The sequence below is a fragment of the Phaeobacter sp. CC-HEC084 genome (assembly GCF_059429255.1).
The window spans coordinates 1,052,627-1,070,405 of sequence record NZ_JCAIJQ010000002.1; the positions used below are offsets into that span (position 1 = coordinate 1,052,627).

18 protein-coding genes are annotated in these 17,779 nt (G+C 60.8%); 11 read left to right on the forward strand and 7 right to left on the reverse strand.

Annotation, left to right across the window (positions count from 1 at the left end):
* From AC5SSZ_RS05490 to acs, 3 genes are all read right to left on the reverse strand, one after another.
* Positions 1-285 (reverse strand): DUF4212 domain-containing protein, encoded by a 285-nt coding sequence (locus AC5SSZ_RS05490; RefSeq protein ID WP_065270513.1) that lies wholly within the window; start codon positions 283-285, stop codon positions 1-3.
* 217 nt (positions 286-502) lie between these two features.
* Positions 503-1,186: an adenylate kinase gene (locus tag AC5SSZ_RS05495; RefSeq protein WP_495437471.1), complete on the reverse strand. Its 684-nt coding sequence runs from the start codon at positions 1,184-1,186 to the stop codon at positions 503-505.
* Between the two features lie 4 nt (positions 1,187-1,190).
* On the reverse strand, positions 1,191-3,152 hold the full coding sequence (gene acs, locus AC5SSZ_RS05500) for an acetate--CoA ligase (protein WP_495437473.1): 1,962 nt from the start codon (positions 3,150-3,152) through the stop codon (positions 1,191-1,193).
* Positions 3,153-3,653: 501 nt separating this feature from the next.
* Here acs and AC5SSZ_RS05505 point away from each other — a divergent pair.
* From AC5SSZ_RS05505 to AC5SSZ_RS05520, 4 genes are all read left to right on the forward strand, one after another.
* Positions 3,654-4,670 carry a C4-dicarboxylate TRAP transporter substrate-binding protein gene (locus AC5SSZ_RS05505; RefSeq protein ID WP_065270510.1) on the forward strand — a complete coding sequence of 339 codons (1,017 nt, stop codon included), beginning with the start codon at positions 3,654-3,656 and terminating at the stop codon, positions 4,668-4,670.
* An 81-nt stretch (positions 4,671-4,751) separates the two neighbouring features.
* On the forward strand, positions 4,752-5,423 hold the full coding sequence (locus AC5SSZ_RS05510) for a TRAP transporter small permease subunit (protein WP_495437476.1): 672 nt from the start codon (positions 4,752-4,754) through the stop codon (positions 5,421-5,423).
* 9 nt (positions 5,424-5,432) lie between these two features.
* The gene (locus AC5SSZ_RS05515; protein WP_065270508.1) at positions 5,433-6,833 is read left to right on the forward strand and encodes a TRAP transporter large permease; all 1,401 of its coding nucleotides are present in this window, start codon (positions 5,433-5,435) and stop codon (positions 6,831-6,833) included.
* Between the two features lie 412 nt (positions 6,834-7,245).
* Positions 7,246-8,739, forward strand: a complete 1,494-nt coding sequence (locus AC5SSZ_RS05520; protein ID WP_495437479.1) for a methyl-accepting chemotaxis protein — start codon at positions 7,246-7,248, stop codon at positions 8,737-8,739.
* Between the two features lie 127 nt (positions 8,740-8,866).
* On the opposite strand, the gene AC5SSZ_RS05525 is transcribed toward AC5SSZ_RS05520, so the two are convergent.
* From AC5SSZ_RS05525 to AC5SSZ_RS05540, 4 genes are all read right to left on the reverse strand, one after another.
* Positions 8,867-10,168 (reverse strand): MFS transporter, encoded by a 1,302-nt coding sequence (locus tag AC5SSZ_RS05525; RefSeq protein ID WP_495437481.1) that lies wholly within the window; start codon positions 10,166-10,168, stop codon positions 8,867-8,869.
* A gap of 74 nt (positions 10,169-10,242) precedes the next feature.
* On the reverse strand, positions 10,243-11,388 hold the full coding sequence (locus AC5SSZ_RS05530) for an ABC transporter permease (RefSeq protein ID WP_274837192.1): 1,146 nt from the start codon (positions 11,386-11,388) through the stop codon (positions 10,243-10,245).
* Positions 11,385-12,323 carry an ABC transporter ATP-binding protein gene (locus AC5SSZ_RS05535; RefSeq protein WP_495437484.1) on the reverse strand — a complete coding sequence of 313 codons (939 nt, stop codon included), beginning with the start codon at positions 12,321-12,323 and terminating at the stop codon, positions 11,385-11,387. The genes AC5SSZ_RS05530 and AC5SSZ_RS05535 overlap by 4 nt, the downstream gene beginning before the upstream one ends.
* Complete coding sequence (locus AC5SSZ_RS05540; RefSeq protein WP_065270503.1) at positions 12,320-13,279, reverse strand: HlyD family secretion protein; 960 nt, start codon at positions 13,277-13,279, stop codon at positions 12,320-12,322. Before AC5SSZ_RS05540 ends, AC5SSZ_RS05535 begins: the two co-directional genes overlap by 4 nt.
* A 218-nt stretch (positions 13,280-13,497) precedes the next feature.
* Here AC5SSZ_RS05540 and AC5SSZ_RS05545 point away from each other — a divergent pair, with 218 nt between their 5' ends.
* The 7 genes from AC5SSZ_RS05545 to AC5SSZ_RS05575 are packed head-to-tail and all read left to right on the forward strand — an operon-like array spanning position 13,498 to position 17,779.
* Positions 13,498-14,373 (forward strand): universal stress protein, encoded by an 876-nt coding sequence (locus tag AC5SSZ_RS05545; protein ID WP_495437486.1) that lies wholly within the window; start codon positions 13,498-13,500, stop codon positions 14,371-14,373.
* A 1-nt stretch (position 14,374) separates the two neighbouring features.
* Positions 14,375-15,829: a F0F1 ATP synthase subunit beta gene (gene atpD / locus AC5SSZ_RS05550; protein WP_495437488.1), complete on the forward strand. Its 1,455-nt coding sequence runs from the start codon at positions 14,375-14,377 to the stop codon at positions 15,827-15,829.
* Complete coding sequence (locus AC5SSZ_RS05555) at positions 15,826-16,284, forward strand: F0F1 ATP synthase subunit epsilon (RefSeq protein ID WP_495437490.1); 459 nt, start codon at positions 15,826-15,828, stop codon at positions 16,282-16,284. The genes atpD and AC5SSZ_RS05555 overlap by 4 nt, the downstream gene beginning before the upstream one ends.
* The gene (locus AC5SSZ_RS05560) at positions 16,281-16,568 is read left to right on the forward strand and encodes an AtpZ/AtpI family protein (RefSeq protein ID WP_495437492.1); all 288 of its coding nucleotides are present in this window, start codon (positions 16,281-16,283) and stop codon (positions 16,566-16,568) included. The genes AC5SSZ_RS05555 and AC5SSZ_RS05560 overlap by 4 nt, the downstream gene beginning before the upstream one ends.
* Positions 16,565-16,852, forward strand: a complete 288-nt coding sequence (locus AC5SSZ_RS05565; protein ID WP_274833441.1) for an ATP synthase subunit I — start codon at positions 16,565-16,567, stop codon at positions 16,850-16,852. Before AC5SSZ_RS05560 ends, AC5SSZ_RS05565 begins: the two co-directional genes overlap by 4 nt.
* Positions 16,852-17,520 (forward strand): F0F1 ATP synthase subunit A, encoded by a 669-nt coding sequence (atpB, locus tag AC5SSZ_RS05570; RefSeq protein ID WP_065270497.1) that lies wholly within the window; start codon positions 16,852-16,854, stop codon positions 17,518-17,520. Before AC5SSZ_RS05565 ends, atpB begins: the two co-directional genes overlap by 1 nt.
* A 13-nt stretch (positions 17,521-17,533) precedes the next feature.
* The gene (locus AC5SSZ_RS05575; protein WP_065270496.1) at positions 17,534-17,779 is read left to right on the forward strand and encodes a F0F1 ATP synthase subunit C; all 246 of its coding nucleotides are present in this window, start codon (positions 17,534-17,536) and stop codon (positions 17,777-17,779) included.

Consider the following 17,779-nt stretch of genomic DNA (forward strand, 5'->3'; position numbering starts at 1 on the left):
TCATTCCTCCTCGACGCCGAATTCACGGTCGAGACGGTTCATCCGCCAGGCGTAGAAAAAGATCAGGCCCAGGAAGACCAGGATCGATCCCTGCTGGGCAAACCAGAAGCCCAGGTCGGTGCCGCCGACGGCGATGCCCGAGAGCATCGGGCGCAGCAGAATGCCGAAACCGAATGAAACGACAGCCCAGATCACCAGGCTGATGAGAATGATGCGCACATTGGCCTGCCAATAGCCCTTGTCGGCCTCGGCTGCCTTTGCGGCATTGGTTGTGTGGTCCGCCATGGCGGCTCCTCCTTGCTACGGGTTCTGCCTGCTTTGCGCCGGGCGCTGGGCAAGCCTTCTCTGTTTGCCTGCGTTGCCCGCGTTGAAACGGGCAGCCATCAGGCATTAGTCCTTTGGTCGCCAAAGCGGGCTTTGGCGGGGCCATCGGGTATTTCAGGGTTTGGGATGGCCCCCCGGCGGCCGCAGAGCCGACCGGGGATCCGGGTCTTGGCCGGGCCTAGGGCGCGGCGGTCTTTACAATCTTTGCCAACCCTTCGGCGACCGCATCGATCTGGCCCATGGCGTCGATCTTCTGCAGCACGCCCTTGCCGTCGTAATAGGCGATCAGCGGGGCTGTCTGTTCGTGATAGGCCGCAAGACGGCTTGCCACGGTTTCGGCATTGTCATCGGCGCGCCGCTTCATCTCGGTGCCGCCGCATTTGTCGCAGGTGCCAGCAACTTTCGGCTGTTTGAACGTGTCGTGATAGCCTTCGCCGCAGCCGCCGCAGGTGTAACGCCCGGCGACGCGGGTCACCATGGCATCGTCGTCGACCTCGAGGCTGATGGCAGCGTTGATCTTCTGGCCGGTTTCGGACAGCAGCGCATCCAGCGCCTCGGCCTGAACGGCGGTGCGGGGGAAACCATCAAGGATCACGCCCTTGGCGCAGTCGGGTTCGCCCAGACGGTCGCGAAGGATGGCGATCACGATCTCATCAGAGACCAGACCACCGGATTCCATCACGGATTTCGCGGCTTTGCCGGCCTCGGTGCCTGCAGCCACGGCGGCGCGCAGCAGATCACCGGTCGACAGCTGCACCAGACCAAAGCTGTCTTCCAGCATGCGGGCCTGTGTGCCCTTCCCGGCGCCCGGAGGGCCGAGAAGGATCAGAACGGCAGGGCGGGTCATCACATTCGTCGTCATGCGGTTACCCCTTGTTTGCGCGGTTGGCGATCAGATCGTCCACCACCGACGGATCGGCGAGGGTCGAGGTATCGCCCAGCGAGCCAAAGTCGTTTTCAGCGATCTTGCGCAGGATGCGGCGCATGATCTTGCCCGAGCGGGTTTTCGGCAGGCCGGGCGCCCATTGGATCACGTCCGGGCTGGCAATCGGGCCGATCTCGGTCCGAACCCAGGTGCGCAACTCCTTCAGCAGCTCGTCCGAAGGCTCGCGGTCGTTCATCAGGGTGACATAGCAATAGATGCCCTGTCCCTTGATCTCATGCGGGTAGCCCACCACGGCGGCCTCGGCCACTGCGGCATGCGCCACCAGCGCACTTTCGACCTCGGCGGTGCCCATGCGGTGACCGGAGACGTTGATCACATCATCGACGCGGCCGGTGATCCAGTAATCGCCATCTGCGTCGCGGCGGCAGCCGTCACCGGTGAAATAATAGCCCTTGTAGTCGGCGAAATAGGTTTTCTCGAACCGTTCGTGATCGCCCCAGACGGTGCGCATCTGGCCGGGCCAGCTGTCCTTGATGCAGAGAACGCCCTCAACGCCGTTGCCTTCGATCTCTTCGCCGGATTGCGGGTCCAGAACCACCGGTTTGACGCCAAAGAAGGGCTTCATCGCCGCGCCGGGTTTCAGCGCGTGGGCGCCGGGCAGGGGGGTCATCAGGTGACCGCCGGTTTCGGTCTGCCACCAGGTGTCGACGATGGGGCATTTGCCCTTGCCAACGACATCATTGTACCAGTTCCAGGCTTCCGGGTTGATCGGCTCACCCACTGTGCCCAGCAGGCGCAGCGAGGACAGATCGCATTTCTCGACCCATTCGTTGCCCTGACCCATCAGCGCGCGCAGAGCGGTGGGAGCGGTGTAGAACTGGTTGACCTTATGCTTTTCGCAGACCTGCCAGAAGCGGCTGGCGTCGGGGTAGGTCGGCACGCCTTCGAACATCAACGTGGTGGCACCATTGGCCAGCGGACCATAGACGATATAGCTGTGGCCGGTGACCCAGCCCACATCGGCGGTACACCAGTAGATATCGCCATCGTGGTAATCAAAGGTAATCTCATGCGTCATCGCCGCATAGACCAGATAGCCGCCGGTGGTGTGCACCACGCCCTTGGGCTGACCGGTCGAGCCGGAGGTATAGAGGATGAACAGCGGATCCTCAGCGTTCATCTCGGCGGGTTTGCAGTAGTCGTTCGCCTCGATCACCATCTCGTTGTAATCGTAATCGCGCCCGTCAATCCAGGTGGTCTGGCCGCCGGTGCGTTTCACCACGAGGCATTTCACCGTGTCCTTGCAATGCAGCAGTGCCGCATCGGCATTGGATTTCAGCGGCGTCTTGCGGCCACCACGGGGGGCTTCGTCGGCGGTGATGACAACCTTAGCGTCCGACCCGTTGATCCGTGCCGCCAGCGCATCGGGGCTGAAGCCGGCAAAGACGATGGAGTGGATGGCGCCGATCCGGGCGCAGGCCAGCATGGCATAGGCGGCCTCGGGGATCATCGGCATATAGATCACGACCCGGTCGCCTTTGCGCACACCCATGGTTTCCAGGATGTTCGCCATCCGGCAGGTGCGGCGGTGCAGTTCCTTGTAGGTGATGTGCTGAGCGGCCTCGTTCGGGTCGTCCGGCTCGAAAATGATGGCGGTCTGGTCGCCGCGGGTCTCCAGATGGCGGTCGATGCAGTTGGCCGCCACGTTGAGCGTGCCATCGGCATACCAATTGATCGACACGTTGCCGAAGTTGTAGTTCACATCCTTCACCGAGGTGAAAGGCTTGATCCAGTCGATCCGTTTGCCCTGTTCACTCCAGAACCCTTCGGGATCTGCGATCGAGGCCGCATACATCTCTTCGTATTTGGCGGCGTCCACATGGGCGCGCGCAACAACGTCGTCCGACGGCGGATACACTTTGCCTTCAGGCTGCGTGGTCATCTGGTGTCCTCCCTGACTTCCCTTCAGTTTGTCACCGGACAGCCACGGGGGCCGGGTGTCAAACCGTTTCCTTCCTCGACGGCCATAATAGGGAAAGTTGAAAATTTGTGAATAAGGGGCCGGAAAGTAACGATTTGTTTGTGAATGAATTTCCTGTGCGCCTTGCACCTGTAAATTTTCAGGGCAAAATCCGTGCAAAACCCAATTTTTACGGGTGATTGGGAGTCAACGATACCGGCACTCTGCCTGGGCGGGTATGGGGCTTTTGTGCAAGATTTCCGAAGGGAGGGGGTGGTTGCTGTCGATGCGGACATGCGGCAAATCGCGCGCGGATCCGCACGCCGTACCTTTTGCCGGGTTCTGAGGTGGGCTCACGGAGCTGTCAGCAAAACGTCCGGGCCGGGGCTTGGCAGTGCGCCGCCTTACAGGTAGCTTACTGCGCAAGCGTTCCAAAGGACAATGTCCACGACTGCAAGGAACGCAGAATGGGAGAGATACAACATGAATAAACTTCTGACTGCCGCCGTGGCGGCTGCCGCGGGATTTGCGATTGCCGGTGAGGCCGCTGCGACCGAATGGAACGTGTCGGTCTGGGGCAAACGCCGCGCCTTCACCGAACATGTCGAGAAACTGGCCGAACTGGTCAGCGAAAAGACCGATGGCGCCTTTACCATGAACGTCAGCTATGGTGGCCTGTCGAAACCGCGTGAGAACCTGGACGGGATCTCGATCGGTGCCTTCGAAATGGCACAGTTCTGCGCCGGCTATCACCGCGACAAGAACCCGTCGATCACCGTGCTGGAGCTGCCGTTCCTGGGCGTGAACAACCTGGCCGAAGAAGTTGCCGTCAGCCACGCTGTCTATGCGCATCCCGCCGCTGCCAAGGATCTGGCGCGCTGGAATGCCAAGCTGCTGATGACTTCGCCCATGCCCCAGTACAACCTTGTCGGCACCGGCGAGCCCCGCGACGAGCTGGCTGAATTCGACGGCATGCGTGTGCGCGCAACCGGTGGTCTGGGCAAGGCCTTCGAAGCCGTGGGCGGGGTCCCGACCTCGGTGCCTGCGACCGAAGCCTATAACGCGATGGAATCGGGCGTTGTCGACACGGTTGCCTTTGCGCAGCACGCGCATCTGTCCTTTGGCACCATCAACAAGGCAGACTGGTGGACCGCGAACCTGAACCCCGGCACCGTGAACTGCCCTGTTGTGGTCAACACCGACGCCTACGACATGCTGAGCGATGCCGAGCGTGAGGCGCTGGACAGCTCGGTTGACGAGGCGATTGCGCATTACCTCGACAACTACGGCAAGCTGCTGACCAAATGGGACAGCGTGCTGGAAGAAAAAGGCGTTGAGAAAGTCATGATCTCGGAAGAACAGCTGGCCGCGTTCCGCGCCAAGGCTGCCGACCCGATCCGTGAACAGTGGATCAAGGACATGACCGCTCAGGGCATTCCGGGCCAGGAACTCTATGACCTGGTGATGAAAACTCTGGAAGACACACGCGCGGGCAACTAAATCCCGCGTTGCAGGAGCAGGCCGGGACCACTCTCCCGGCCTGTTTTTGTTTCCGTTCTCTTGAAATGAAAGGTGGGGGCCATGGCGGGAAACGCCGCGGTATTGGAAGACGACAGTCTTGTCAGTCGTCTTGACAGACGTTTGTTGCAGGTCGAACAGGTGCTGGCGTTGATCAGCGGTCTGGCGGTCTTTTCTCTTATGGTGCTGGCAGTGGTTTCTGTGGGCGGGCGCAATGCCTTTAACGCGCCGCTGCCGGGGTATGTCGACTGGATCGAACAGGCAATGCCGCTGATCGCCTTCATGGGCATTGCCTATGTGCAGCGCGAAGGTGGTCATATCCGTATGGATATCGTGATCGGCGCCCTGCGCGGCCGGGCCCTGTGGCTGTTCGAACTGTTCTCGGTGCTGTTAATCCTTGTGTTGATGATCTGCCTCGTCTGGGGCAGCTGGGCGCATTTTGCGCGTTCGTTCGATTTCGCCGCGCCCCTGTGGAGCCGTGACAGCTCGATCGACATCGGTATTCCGCTCTGGCCGGCCAAATTGCTGGCGCCGGTGGCCTTCTCGGTTCTGTGCTTGCGTCTTGTGCTGCAGGTTTGGGCCTATGGGCGGGCGCTGGTTCTGGGGCTGGACGCTCCGGCAGCAGTGCCGCTGATTCAGGATGCCGCCGCGCAGGCCGCCCATGAGGCAGAGATGCTGACCGGCCATGACGACGCGCCCGGCGACAGCGCCGACAGCCGAAACTCTCAAGGATAGGAAAAGCACATGGAACCGATTGAAATCGGCCTGTGGGTCACGGGTTTTCTGCTGATCCTGGTCGTCACCGGCATGCGCGTTGCCTTTGCCGCAGCTCTGGCCGGTCTGGTGGGGCTGACATGGATCTTCTGGGCCAAGTTTGGCTATGATCCCTCCCGCTTTACAAAGGCGCTGACCATTGCCGTTAAAACCGCCGGACAGGTGCCGCATTCCAAGGTCTCAAGCCAGGCATTGTCGCTGATCCCGACCTTCATCCTGATCGGCTATCTGGCCTATTACGCAGGTCTGACCAAGGCGCTGTTTGAGGCAGCCAAACGCTGGATCGCCTGGTTGCCGGGCGGACTTGCGGTTTCGACCGTTTTTGCGACTGCCGGCTTCGCCGCCGTGTCTGGCGCCTCTGTTGCGACCTCGGCGGTGTTCGCGCGGATCGCGATCCCGGAAATGCTGGCCATCGGATATAACAAGCAGTTCGCGGCTGGCGTTGTGGCAGCAGGGGGCACGCTGGCCTCGCTAATCCCGCCCTCGGCGATCTTGGTGATCTACGCCATTATCGTTGAACAGGACGTGGGCAAGCTGTTGCTCGCGGGCTTTATCCCCGGCGCCTTCTCCGCGGTGATCTACGGGCTGCTGATCGTCGGCATCGCGATGATCTTCAAAACCGTCGGCCCACCGGTCAAAGGCTTTACCTGGAAGCAGCGGTTTGCGGCCCTGCCGGGCGCGCTGCCGATCATGTTCGTGGTCGTGATCATCATCTTCTTTGTCTACAATCCCTTTGGCGAAGCCTGGGGCACCCCGACAGAAGGGGGCGCACTCGGCGCCTTTGTGGTCTTCCTGATGGCGCTGTGGCGCGGCATGAAATGGGCCGAGCTCAAGTCGGCGCTGCTGGAAACCGCGAAACTGGCGGTGATGATCTTCTCGATCATCTGGGGCGTTCTGATCTACGTGCGCTTCCTCGGTTTTGCCGATCTGCCGGGCGCGTTTTCGGACTGGATCACCTCACTTGAGATGTCGCCGATGCTGATCCTGATCTGCATCCTCTTGGCCTATGCGGTGCTGGGGATGTTCATGGACGCCATCGGGATGCTGCTGCTGACCTTGCCGGTTGTCTATCCGGCGGTGATGGCGCTGAACGGCGGCGAAGCCGTGTCGGCTGCGGATAGTGCATTCGGCATGAACGGCACCATGTGTGCGATCTGGTTCGGCATTCTGGTAGTGAAGATGGCTGAGTTCTGCCTGATTACACCGCCAATCGGGCTCAACTGCTTTGTTGTGGCCGGGGTACGGGATGACCTGACGGTGCAGGACGTGTTCAAGGGCGTGACACCCTTCTTCATCGCCGATGCCATCACCATCGCGCTGTTGGTCGCCTTCCCGGGGATTGTGCTCTACCTGCCATCGCTGGCTGGATAAACGCAAACCGCAGAACAAAGAAAGCATGCCGTCCCTCATTCTGTGAGGGGCGGTTTTTTGTTTGAAAGCCGGAAAATGGGTAGCGGGTATGCCTTGGGGTACTGGCTTTTCCTGATTCGAAACGCCGGTGCGATCGTTAAATGTACGATAAATGAAACTGCGGTCGCAATGCGATCACTTTGCTGCCTGCTCATTTTTTGAGCGTTATCCTTTTGAAAAGTAAGTAGACATCCCAATCCACATGCGAAAGCGCGCTTGATTACGCCTTTTGGATGTTACAGCCACGCATCTGCACTTTTGATCGGAGAAACACAATTGTCTAAATCTTAAATATTGAAGGCGCTAATTCCGCAAATTCATCGTGAAAAATTGTATCACGATGAGATCTTGTAAATTGTAGTGAGGACAAACAATGGTGCGTGACACTCAGGATACCCTTGCAAAGTTTGCTTTGACGGGGAACGACCACGAACAATTGGTTCGGGCTGGCAAGATGGTCATGCCGATCCTTGATGATGCCCTCGAACATTTTTATTCGTTCGCGGTCGCAGATCCCGAGATCGCGCAATTCTTTCCGGACGACAGCGTGATGACCCACGCCCGGTCCGCGCAAAAAAAGCACTGGCAGCGGCTTCTGTCCGGTACCTTTGACGAGGCCTACTTCGCCTCAGCCGAACGTGTCGGCACGGTGCATTTCAAGATCCAGTTGCCCTTTTCGATGTACCTATCCGGCTATTCGCGGGCCAATGCATATATCCAGCAGCGTTTGCTGGAACGCTCTGGGGCGCTTTTGGGTAAATTCGCCAAGCGCAAACATGGGGAAATCCTTGGCACATTGACCCGTGCCTTTGCCTTTGACACCTATCAGGTGATTGAGGCCTATTTCGCGGCGCAGAAGGCAGAACAGGACACGGCGTTTAAGTATCTGAGTGACGGAATTAAGCGGATGTCGGAACGGGATCTGTCGCAGAGTATCCCCGGCCCCGATGAAAGCGACTACCCCGCACGCTACGATCAGGTGCGCCAGTCGTTCAACGAGTTGATGGGCTCTATGCGGGATATCATCGTTACCATTCAGGATTCGACCGGCAATCTGAACCGCGTGGCCAGCGAGGTGAGCCAGTCTGCTGGGGATCTGTCCCGCCGGACCGAAACCCAGGCGGCGACGCTGGAAGAAACCGCCGCGGCGGTGGAAGAGATCAACAACAGCATGCGTTCCTCAACAGAATCGACGTCAAAGACCGAAGAGGTGGTTCTCGTCACCCGGAACAACGCTGCAACAGGAAATGAGGTCGCCGAACAGGCGGTCTTGAAAATGCGCGAGATTTCGGAGTCATCGGTGCAGATTTCCCAGATCATCAGCGTCATCGACGACATCGCCTTCCAGACCAACCTGCTGGCGCTGAATGCCGGGGTCGAGGCGGCCCGTGCAGGCGATGCCGGTCGTGGCTTTGCCGTGGTAGCCTCCGAGGTGCGGGGCCTGGCCCAGCGTGCCGCCAATTCCGCAAAAGAGATCAAAAGCCTCGTGACATCTAGCACGCAGCATGTCGATGCAGGCGTCGCGATGGTGGATCAGGCGGGGGCCGCGCTTACCAGTATCGTTCAGGAGATTGAGACGGTTTCGGGGCTGACGGCAGATATCGTCAACTCGGCGCGGGCTCAATCGACAGGCCTGTCTGAGATTTCGGTTGGCGTCTCGCAGCTTGATACCGTGACGCAGCAGAATGCGGCCATGGTCGAGGAAACGGCTGCCGCCATCATGTCCCTGCAGCAGGATACACAGGTGCTGTCGGACCTGGTCGGAACCTTCCGGGTGTCAGGGAACGCACCAGTGCCTATCGGAGTCACCAGGGCGGGCCTTTCGGAGGCTCCGTTGGAGTTGCTGCCGCGCGCCGTCGGGTACTGAGGCTCATGCCCGGCCTGTAGACCGTGGGAGGCGGAGAACAGCCCGGAAGAGGGCGCCCGATAACCCAAAGCAACGCGTGATCGGCGCGAACTCTGCGGACAAGCCTTGCAGGTTGACGGCGCTTGCCTCAGCGCAACGCGGCACGGCTGCGGTCCGGGACGAAGGCCAGGCAGACCACTGCGAGTGCGCAGGCCAGCATCATGTAAAGCCCGGGGGCGGTTGCGATCCCGGTGCTGGCGATCAAGCTGGTTGCGATCATCGGCGTGAGGCCCCCGAACACGCCGACCCCCAGGTTGAACGCAACCGAATATCCAGACAGGCGATCCTCTTCGGGGAACATCTCTACGAACAACGCCGGGCCAGAGCCAAGCGGAACCGAAAGCAGGGCGAAGGCAAGCACATGGAACAGTACGACCGGCAGCATCGCGCCACCAGATCGCAGCATCCAAAGGTGCATTGGCCAGCTCAAGAGACCCAGGCCCAATAGTGCCACGGCGATCCACGTGCGCCGGGCGAGGAACCTGTCCCCGACGATGGCGCCAAGCGGCATCAGGGGGATGACCAGAATCGTCATGGCGGTGTTGATGGTCAAGGCTGTGCTGCGCTCCACCAGGTTCTGACCTGACAGCCATTCCGGCAGGTAGACGAAGGTGATGTAAAAGCACGTCCCATAGCTGGCAGCAAAACCCAGCGCGAGGAGGGTTTCTTTCAGGTTGGTGGTGAAGGCCTGCAAGAGGGGAGAGGTTTCCTCGCGTGCGGCGTCATGTTGGCCGAAACGTTCGGACCCATGCAGGTTGCGCCGCATCAGGATGGCGGTAACGCCAAGCAATGCTCCGCCCAGAAACGGAAGGCGCCAGGCGCCGTCCTGCATGCTTTGCGCATCAAACAGGGTAGTGACCAGCGCGGCCGCGCCGACACCCAGGAGCGATCCAGTCATGGAGCCGATATTCGCCCAGCTGCCGGTCAGACCGCGCCGTCCCGTCGGTGCGGTTTCAACCAGATAGGTCGCAGAGGAGGAAAACTCGCCTCCGACAGAAATGCCCTGCAGGATCCGCACCAGAACCAGCAGCACCGGTGCCAGAACGCCGACCTGCGCATAGGTTGGCAGCAGTCCCAGCAACAGGGTCGGTAGCGCCATCATAGCTACCGAGATCTGCATGGTGCGTGCGCGCCCATAGCGATCTCCGAACCAGCCAAAGACCGCCGCCCCGAGTGGCCGCATCAGAAAACCGGCCGCGAAGATACCGTAGGTGGCGATCAGGCCTGCGGTCGGGTCTTGGGATGGAAAGAACACCGGCGCGATAATGCCCGCCAGGTAGCCATAAAGCGCAAAGTCGTACCATTCTACGACATTGCCGATAAAGCCCGCCATAATGCGGTGCCTGAGTTCGGGGTCTTGAATTGCGCCGGTCTGTTGCTGCACGATCATCGGCCTTGATCCGCTCCTTTGGCGTGTTTCGACATCGCCCTTCTCTGCGGTGTCATGTTTCCAAGCATCTGCATTCAATCAAGCCTTTTCCTGAACCGCAGCGATGCAATGGTCATTCCCAGCACCGCAAAGCCGATCAACCAGGCAGCGTCGGGCAGAACGTCGGCCAATCCGGCATCGCGTAGAAAGACGCCGCGGATGATCCGCAGAAAATGCGTGACCGGCAGCAGATCGGCCAGGCGCTGCGCGCCTTCCGGCATGCCCTCGTAGGGAAACATGAACCCCGACAAAAGGATCGAGGGCAGCAGCACGAAAATCGTCATTTGCATCGCCTGCAGCTGGTTCTTGGCAATCGTGGAGATGACCAGCCCAAGCGACAGACTCGCGATGATGAAAAGCAGGGTCACCACCAGCAAGGTCCAGACCGACGCGGTGGTGGTGACCGAAAACAAGGCCCATCCAAGCCCGAGGATGATGGTAACCTGTATCAGGCCGATCCCGACAAAGGGCACGATCTTCCCGATCATCAGCTCCAGCGGACGGATGGGGGTCGCGATGAGCATCTCCATATTGCCCCGTTCGGATTCGCGTACGATTGCCGCGGCGGTGAACATGATCATCGTCATCGTCAGGATGATCCCGACCAGACCGGGCACGATATTGACCACGGTTCGTTGCTCGGGGTTGTAAAACAAGGCGACTTCAAAGGTGGGGGTGGGACGGGTCGATGGTTGGCGCAGCAGCGCCTCAAGCGGCATGGTGCGCAGGGACCGGATCGCGCCGGCCACCAGCGTGTCCGACCCATCCGCGATCCATTGGGCGACGGGGCGCGCGGTGGTGTCCGTTGCGCCCTGGGAAAACCGTGCGCCCACCGCCGGATTGCGGACAAGGCGCTGGCTGACGTCCTTCGGAATGATGAAGGCCGCTCGGACGTCGGCCCGCATGATCGCGCCTTCGGCCTCGGCCACCGTGGCGAACCGGCTTTCAAAGCGGACCACCTGCGTGGCCTCTACCATCTGCACCAGCGCGCGGCTGACGTCCGTATTGCTCTGATCGACGATGGCGGCGGGGATGTGGCGCACCTCCGTGTTGATCGCATAGCCGAACAGGACCAGCTGGATCAGCGGGATCATCACAATCATTCCAAAGGTCAGCCGGTCCCGACGCAGTTGCAGCAACTCCTTGCGGATGATGGCGAGGATATGCCGGTAGGAGATCACGCCGCCCTCTCCGCGGCTCTTTCCCCTGTGGCCAGCACGAACACGTCCTCAAGGTTGGGGCGCGTGGGCTGCGTTTGGATCTCTGCAAACTCCGTAACGGCCGCTGCCACCGTCGCTTGCGGATCATCGGTTTCCGGGGCGACGAGCACACGCAGCCGCGATCCGACCTGCGCCACCGACAAAATACCTGTGGTGGTCGAAAGATGGCGGCGGACGGGCCTCAGGTCTGGGCCCGAAACTTCGATGACGCGCCCCTGCACACGCGCCATCAGATCACGCGGTGCACCTTCAGCCCGTTTTCGTCCCTGATCCAGGATCGCGATCTGGTGGCAGCGTTCGGCTTCATCCATCAGGTGGGTGGACACGATGATCGTGGTTCCGCCTTCGACCAGATCAAACAGTTGTTCCCAGAAACTGCGCCGTGTTTCCGGATCGACCGCGGCAGTGGGCTCATCCAGAAACAACAACTCGGGCCGATGCAGAACCGTCGCGGCCAGCGCAAGACGCTGGCGCTGCCCCCCGCTCATCTCACCGGCAAATTTATCGGCCTGCGCGGCCAGATCGTAGGTATCCAGCAGCTCTTTGATCCGGGCGCGTTTTCGGCGGCCGCCGAAATCGTGGATATCGGCGATGAAGCCGAGGTTCTCCAGAACGGTCAGGTCGCGGTAATGCGTGAAACCCTGCGTCATATATCCGATGTGGCGTTTGAGCGGTTCTGCATTGCCCGGAAGCCGCGTACCCAGAACCAGAGCCTCACCGGCGGTGGGTTTCAGCAAACCAAGTAGCATGCGCATGGCGGTGGTCTTGCCCGATCCGTTTGGGCCCAGCAGGCCGTAGACCGTACCTTTGGTGATCTTCAAATCAACCTTGTCGACCGCCGTCTTGGTCCCGAACTTACGGGTCAGCCCATGGGTTTCCACCACAACTCCGCTCATGGCAGATAGGCCGTCACGGGCAATCCGACCGGAAGATCACCGGCCTGCGGTGGCATGTCCACTTCGGCCATATAGACAAGGCGGCTGCGCTGTTCCTTGTTCAAGGCGTAATAGGGCGTGAAGGCAGGCTCGGACTTGATCCAGCGGACGGTGCCGGAAAAGCGGCCCTCGATCCCATCGACCTCAACCTGCACTTCTGCGCCGATCTTGAGGCCTGCCCGGGCGGGTTCTGGAACATAGATCCGGGCAAAGGGTCGATCATCCGTCAACAGGATTGCCACCGGGCTGCCCATCGGCACGCGCTCTCCGAGGCTCCAGGGCAGGTTGTCGAGAATGCCATCACGGGATGCGACGATTGTAAGGTTCTGCAGCCGGATCTGCTCGGCAGCGACCTGCGCATCGGCTGCTCTCAGCTTGGCCTCGGCAATGCGAATGTCCTCTTCGCGGGCGCCGGTTTCGATTTCCAGCAAGGCCTGTTCGGCGCTTTGCAGTTCCGCCAGGGCGGCATTGCGCCGCGCGATGTCCTGATCAAGGCTGGCCTGCGTGATCGTCCCGCGTTTCAGCAACTGGCTGTTGCGCTCGACCGTACTCTGCGCCTCGTGATAGACGGCCCGGGTTCCATCGACCCGGGATTGTGCAATCGCGATTTCTTCCTCGCGCGCGCCGGTTTGCAGCCGCTCCAGATCGGCCTGCGCTTGCGCCCGGTTTGCCAGCGTCACATCAAGGTTGGCTTGCGCCAGCCTGTCATCAAGTTGGACTAGAACCGTCCCCGCCGTCACGCTCTGACCTTCGGCGACGGGCAATTCGGTTATGATCTCGTTGGCGGTCGCGGTGAGAGCAACGCGTTCGCGCGCAAGCACGCCCAGCGCCACATGCGTATCGGGTCCCTGACAAGACGGAATTAGAAAAGGCAGGGCGAAGAGCGCCCGTGTCGCCTGCACCATGAAACTCATCATTGCGATGCCGGTCTCCCCGTCATGACAGTCTCAGCCAGTCTGCACATGTTTTGAACGTCAGGTACATAGGCACGACCATAGGAACGGCGGCAGCTGCGATCCCTGATTTATGTCAAAGCGTAGGCGCAGGACCGCTTTATCGTCGGTCGGGAATTGGAGGCGATCCCAGTTTTTTGGTGGTCTCCTGGGATAAGGCCGCGTCGGTAAAGGGACAAAACATGGCAATGCGGAACATCGTGATGCCGATTGCACCGGGGCGCTATAACCCGTCAAGCCTGAGCCGGGCCATCACCCTGGCCAAGCGTCTGCCCTGCCATCTGGACGTGGTCTTTCTGCTTCCGGACCCGAAAGAGACATTCATCTATACGGGCATTGAGCCGACCGAACAGGACGGTCCTTTGTCCGACATCCGAGACCGCATGGAAGATCACGGGCGCAGCGCGGCCGAGGCGTCGCGCCGGATGTTTGCCAAGCTACGTAAGGAGGCCGGGTTGGAGCTGCGGCAAAAACCGTCGCTCGCGTCGACTGCCAGCGGCGCATGGCACCAGATCAAGGGGGAGCCGCAGGAGATGATCACCCCCCTGGCCAGACGCGCAGATGCGACGATCTTTACGCCTGAGACCGCCAGATACACTCTGATGGCGGATAATGTTCTGGAGGCTGCCTTGTTGCGGTCAGGGCGCCCGGTGCTCTATCTGCCGGGGGAAGACGGCCAGCAGGTAGATATATCCCGCGTCATGATTGCCTGGGATGGCAGCAGCGCCTGCGTGCGGGCAATCTCGGCCTGGCTCGCCAGTGGTTTGCCGTTGCAGGAGGTTTTTCTCGTGCACGTGGCGGACCCGCATGAGGACCAGCCGAACAGCGACAGTATCCGCGACCATCTTGCCTGGCACGGTGTTCCCTGCACGGTCGAGACCCGCCGCAAGGGCGCCGAGCCCGTCGGTGCCGTGCTGGCAGAAGCCGCAGTCGATCTGCACTGCGGGCTGATCATCATGGGTGGATATGGTCATTTCCGCAGCTGGGAGGCGATTTTCGGAGGCGTCACGCGCTATATGATACACCATGCCCAACGTTCTCTGTTTATGATGCATTGAGATGAGCGAGACCGTAGCAGATATCCAGACACCCTCGCCAAGCGACAGCACAGGCGCGCATGGAGCCGTCTCCCGCATTGATGGCTCTGTCATTGAGGTGCGCTTTGCAGAGGGCGATTTGCCAGAGATCAATAGCGCGCTTGAGGTACAGTGGGACCGCCCGAGCAAACTGCTGCTGGAGGTACAACAACACGCCGACCCGACCCATGTGCGCTGCGTTGCCATTCATGAAACGGCGGGGCTGGCTTGCGGAATGCCTGTCCAGGCGACCGGCAGCCCGATCACTGTGCCAGTTGGAGAGCAGGTGTTGGGCCGTATGATCAATGTGGTCGGAGAGACGATCGACAAGGGGCCGGACCTGCCCGAAAGCACGCCACGCCGCGGCATTCACCGGCGCGCGCCGCTATTGTCGGTACAGAATGCAGGCACCGAGGTTTTTTCGAGCGGGATCAAGCTGATCGACCTTCTTGCTCCGCTTGCACGCGGCGGAAAGGCCGCCATGTTCGGTGGTGCCGGGGTCGGCAAGACCGTTTTGATTATGGAACTGATCCGCTCCATCGCTGACCGTTACAAGGGGCAATCGGTCTTTGCTGGGGTTGGTGAGCGGTCCCGCGAGGGACATGAGCTGTGGCTCGACCTCAAACACTCCGGCGTGATCGACAGAACGGTTCTGGTCTTTGGTCAGATGAACGAGCCACCCGGTGCGCGCTGGCGCGTGGCGCTCTCTGCCCTCACCGTTGCCGAGTATTTCCGAGATGAGATGGCGCAGGACGTCTTGTTCCTGATCGACAATGTTTTTCGCTTTGTTCAGGCCGGTTCAGAGGTCTCGGGTCTGCTGGGGCGTTTGCCGTCGCGCGTGGGCTATCAGCCAACGCTGGCGACGGAAATCGCAGAGCTGGAGGAACGGATTGCCTCGGTCCGCAGCGCAGCGGTTACCTCGATCCAGGCGGTCTATGTTCCGGCCGATGATTTTACCGATCCGGCGGTCGCGGAAACCTTCACCCATCTCGACAGTGCTATCGTGCTCAGCCGGGACATGGCCAGCGAAGGTCTGTATCCCGCGATTGATCCGCTCGCCTCAAGCTCATCGCTCCACGATCCCCTGATTATCGGTCAGCGCCACTATGATACGGCCGAGCGGGTACGGCGTCTGATCGAGCAGTACAGGGAACTACAGGAGATCATCTCGCTGCTCGGGATTGACGAGCTGAGCGCGACGGACCGGCAGGCCGTCGGGCGCGCACGGCGCCTTATCCGGTTCATGACGCAGCCGTTTGTCGTGACCTCACAATTTACCGGACGGGCCGGGGTCTCGGTCAGTCTTGAAGACACGCTGACCGGATGCGAGGCCATTCTGGACGGTGAGACCGACGATTGGGACGAAAGCGCACTTTATATGGTGGGCACGCTGGAAGACGCCCGGGCGGCGCAAGCCAAGTTGCGGCAGAGCACATGAAACTTGTCGTCGCCACCCCTACGGAGATTGTCGAGGACGTCGATGACATCGTCTCGGTCCGTGCAAACGACGATACCGGCGCCTTTGGCATCCAGCCCGGACATGCGGATTTCCTGACGGTCCTGCCAATTTCGGTTGTCAGCTGGCGGACCAAGACGCGTTCCGGAGTGGTTGTCATCCGGGGCGGCATCCTCACGGTGCAGGGCGGGAGCAGGATCGACATCGCCGCCCGCGGCGCCTGGCGCGAGGATCAGCTTTCCGATCTCGGGTCCAGCGCGATTGCGGAATTGCAGCGCGAGGACAGCGACGAAGATGTGACGCGCAAATCCGAACACCGCCTGCATCTGGCCACGATGCGCCAGATCGAACGGTTGCTGCGGGGCGCGCGCAAGGAGACGACCACGCCACGACTGGACGCCGGGGCCAGCCCGGGGGCAGGGGAGGCGCGATCATGAGCGATCCGGACAACAACGAACGCGATGAAATGCTGAAGGTCATCCGCACAACCCAGGCCCGGCGCCAGAAATGGCAGGAGGAGGGCGAACGTCCCCTGTGGAAGAACCTTTCGATGATCGGCGCGCTGGGCTGGCTCATCGTCGCGCCAACGCTGCTCGGCGTTTTTTTGGGCCGGTGGCTTGATAGTAAGCTGGGCACCGGTGTTACCTTCAGCGGCGCCCTGACATTTGCGGGCGCCTGTTTCGGCTTTTTCCTTGCATGGCACAGGATGAATGAGAAATGACATTATACCTTTTGTTGAGCCAATTCCTGAAGCTGCTTCCCTGGCTGCTTGCGGGCCTCGTCCTGGGGGCTGTCTATTTTGTCCTTTTAGGGCGGACGGTTGCAGCAATCGAAGCTGATGCGGGATGGCGCCGCGCGGCGGTGTTCGTTGGCCTGCGGCTGGTGCTGGCAACCGGGGCATTCGCATTGGCGGCCATGCAGGGCACGGCGCCGCTGATCCTGACGCTGCTGGGGTTCATCGCGGCGCGCATGATCGCCATCCGGCGGGTCAAAGGACAGGGCTGATGGACGCGAGCCCGCTGCTGCCCGATATCCTGTTTCACATCGGCCCGGTGCCGATCAGCCGCGCCGTGGTGACGACCTGGGCGTTGATGCTGGCCATGGCAGCGTTCCTGGGCATCGCCTTGCGTAAACCCGCCCATGATGCCGGCCCTGTTCAGGCGGCGCTCGAAGTTGTGCTGCTCGCCATTGTGAAACAGCTGCGCGAGATCCTCGGGCGTGATCCCTGGCCCTTCCTGCCGCTGCTTGGGTCACTATTTCTGTTCCTCTGCCTTGCCAATCTTGCGGCTGTGCTGCCCGGTGCCACACCGCCCACCGGACATATTGAGACGCCCGCCGCGCTGGCGTTGATCGTCTTCCTGTCGGTGCATTTCTACGGTCTGAAGATTCGCGGCACGGGGCCATATCTACGGCACTATCTGGAGCCGAGCCCGCTTCTTCTGCCGCTGAATATCCTGTCGGAGCTGACGCGGACCTTTTCGCTGATGATCCGCCTGTTCGGCAACATGATGAGCCACGAGTTCGTCCTGGCCATCGTGGTGTTTCTGACCGGCCTTCTGGTTCCGGTCCCGTTTCTGCTTCTCGGGATCCTGATCGGGATAATCCAAGCCTACATCTTCACCGTTCTCGCCGCCGTCTACATCGCTGCCGCTGTCGGCGCGGTCGAGACATAAGGAAAGGGAAATCATGGACTATATCGAACATGTCAGCGTCATCGGAGCGGCGGTCGCCGTGTCATTTGGTGCGATCATGCCGGCCTATAGCGAGGGGCGTGCCATCGCTGCGGCGATGGAGGCAATTTCCCGGCAACCAGAGGCCGCCGCGACATTATCGCGGACGCTGTTTGTCGGCCTCGCCATGATCGAAACCATGGCGATCTACTGTCTCGTCATCGCGCTGCTGCTTCTTTACGCTAATCCGTTTGTGGGCTGA

Excerpts from the sequence above, each read along its gene's own strand:
- AC5SSZ_RS05490 (WP_065270513.1), bottom strand. The coding sequence starts at position 285 with ATGGCGGACCACACAACCAATGCCGCAAAGGCAGCCGAGGCCGACAAG.
- AC5SSZ_RS05495 (WP_495437471.1), bottom strand. The coding sequence starts at position 1,186 with ATGACGACGAATGTGATGACCCGCCCTGCCGTTCTGATCCTTCTCGGC.
- acs (WP_495437473.1), bottom strand. The coding sequence starts at position 3,152 with ATGACCACGCAGCCTGAAGGCAAAGTGTATCCGCCGTCGGACGACGTT.
- AC5SSZ_RS05505 (WP_065270510.1), top strand. The coding sequence starts at position 3,654 with ATGAATAAACTTCTGACTGCCGCCGTGGCGGCTGCCGCGGGATTTGCG.
- AC5SSZ_RS05510 (WP_495437476.1), top strand. The coding sequence starts at position 4,752 with ATGGCGGGAAACGCCGCGGTATTGGAAGACGACAGTCTTGTCAGTCGT.
- AC5SSZ_RS05515 (WP_065270508.1), top strand. The coding sequence starts at position 5,433 with ATGGAACCGATTGAAATCGGCCTGTGGGTCACGGGTTTTCTGCTGATC.
- AC5SSZ_RS05520 (WP_495437479.1), top strand. The coding sequence starts at position 7,246 with ATGGTGCGTGACACTCAGGATACCCTTGCAAAGTTTGCTTTGACGGGG.
- AC5SSZ_RS05525 (WP_495437481.1), bottom strand. The coding sequence starts at position 10,168 with ATGATCGTGCAGCAACAGACCGGCGCAATTCAAGACCCCGAACTCAGG.
- AC5SSZ_RS05535 (WP_495437484.1), bottom strand. The coding sequence starts at position 12,323 with ATGAGCGGAGTTGTGGTGGAAACCCATGGGCTGACCCGTAAGTTCGGG.
- AC5SSZ_RS05540 (WP_065270503.1), bottom strand. The coding sequence starts at position 13,279 with ATGATGAGTTTCATGGTGCAGGCGACACGGGCGCTCTTCGCCCTGCCT.
- AC5SSZ_RS05545 (WP_495437486.1), top strand. The coding sequence starts at position 13,498 with ATGGCAATGCGGAACATCGTGATGCCGATTGCACCGGGGCGCTATAAC.
- atpD (WP_495437488.1), top strand. The coding sequence starts at position 14,375 with ATGAGCGAGACCGTAGCAGATATCCAGACACCCTCGCCAAGCGACAGC.
- AC5SSZ_RS05555 (WP_495437490.1), top strand. The coding sequence starts at position 15,826 with ATGAAACTTGTCGTCGCCACCCCTACGGAGATTGTCGAGGACGTCGAT.
- AC5SSZ_RS05560 (WP_495437492.1), top strand. The coding sequence starts at position 16,281 with ATGAGCGATCCGGACAACAACGAACGCGATGAAATGCTGAAGGTCATC.
- AC5SSZ_RS05565 (WP_274833441.1), top strand. The coding sequence starts at position 16,565 with ATGACATTATACCTTTTGTTGAGCCAATTCCTGAAGCTGCTTCCCTGG.
- atpB (WP_065270497.1), top strand. The coding sequence starts at position 16,852 with ATGGACGCGAGCCCGCTGCTGCCCGATATCCTGTTTCACATCGGCCCG.
- AC5SSZ_RS05575 (WP_065270496.1), top strand. The coding sequence starts at position 17,534 with ATGGACTATATCGAACATGTCAGCGTCATCGGAGCGGCGGTCGCCGTG.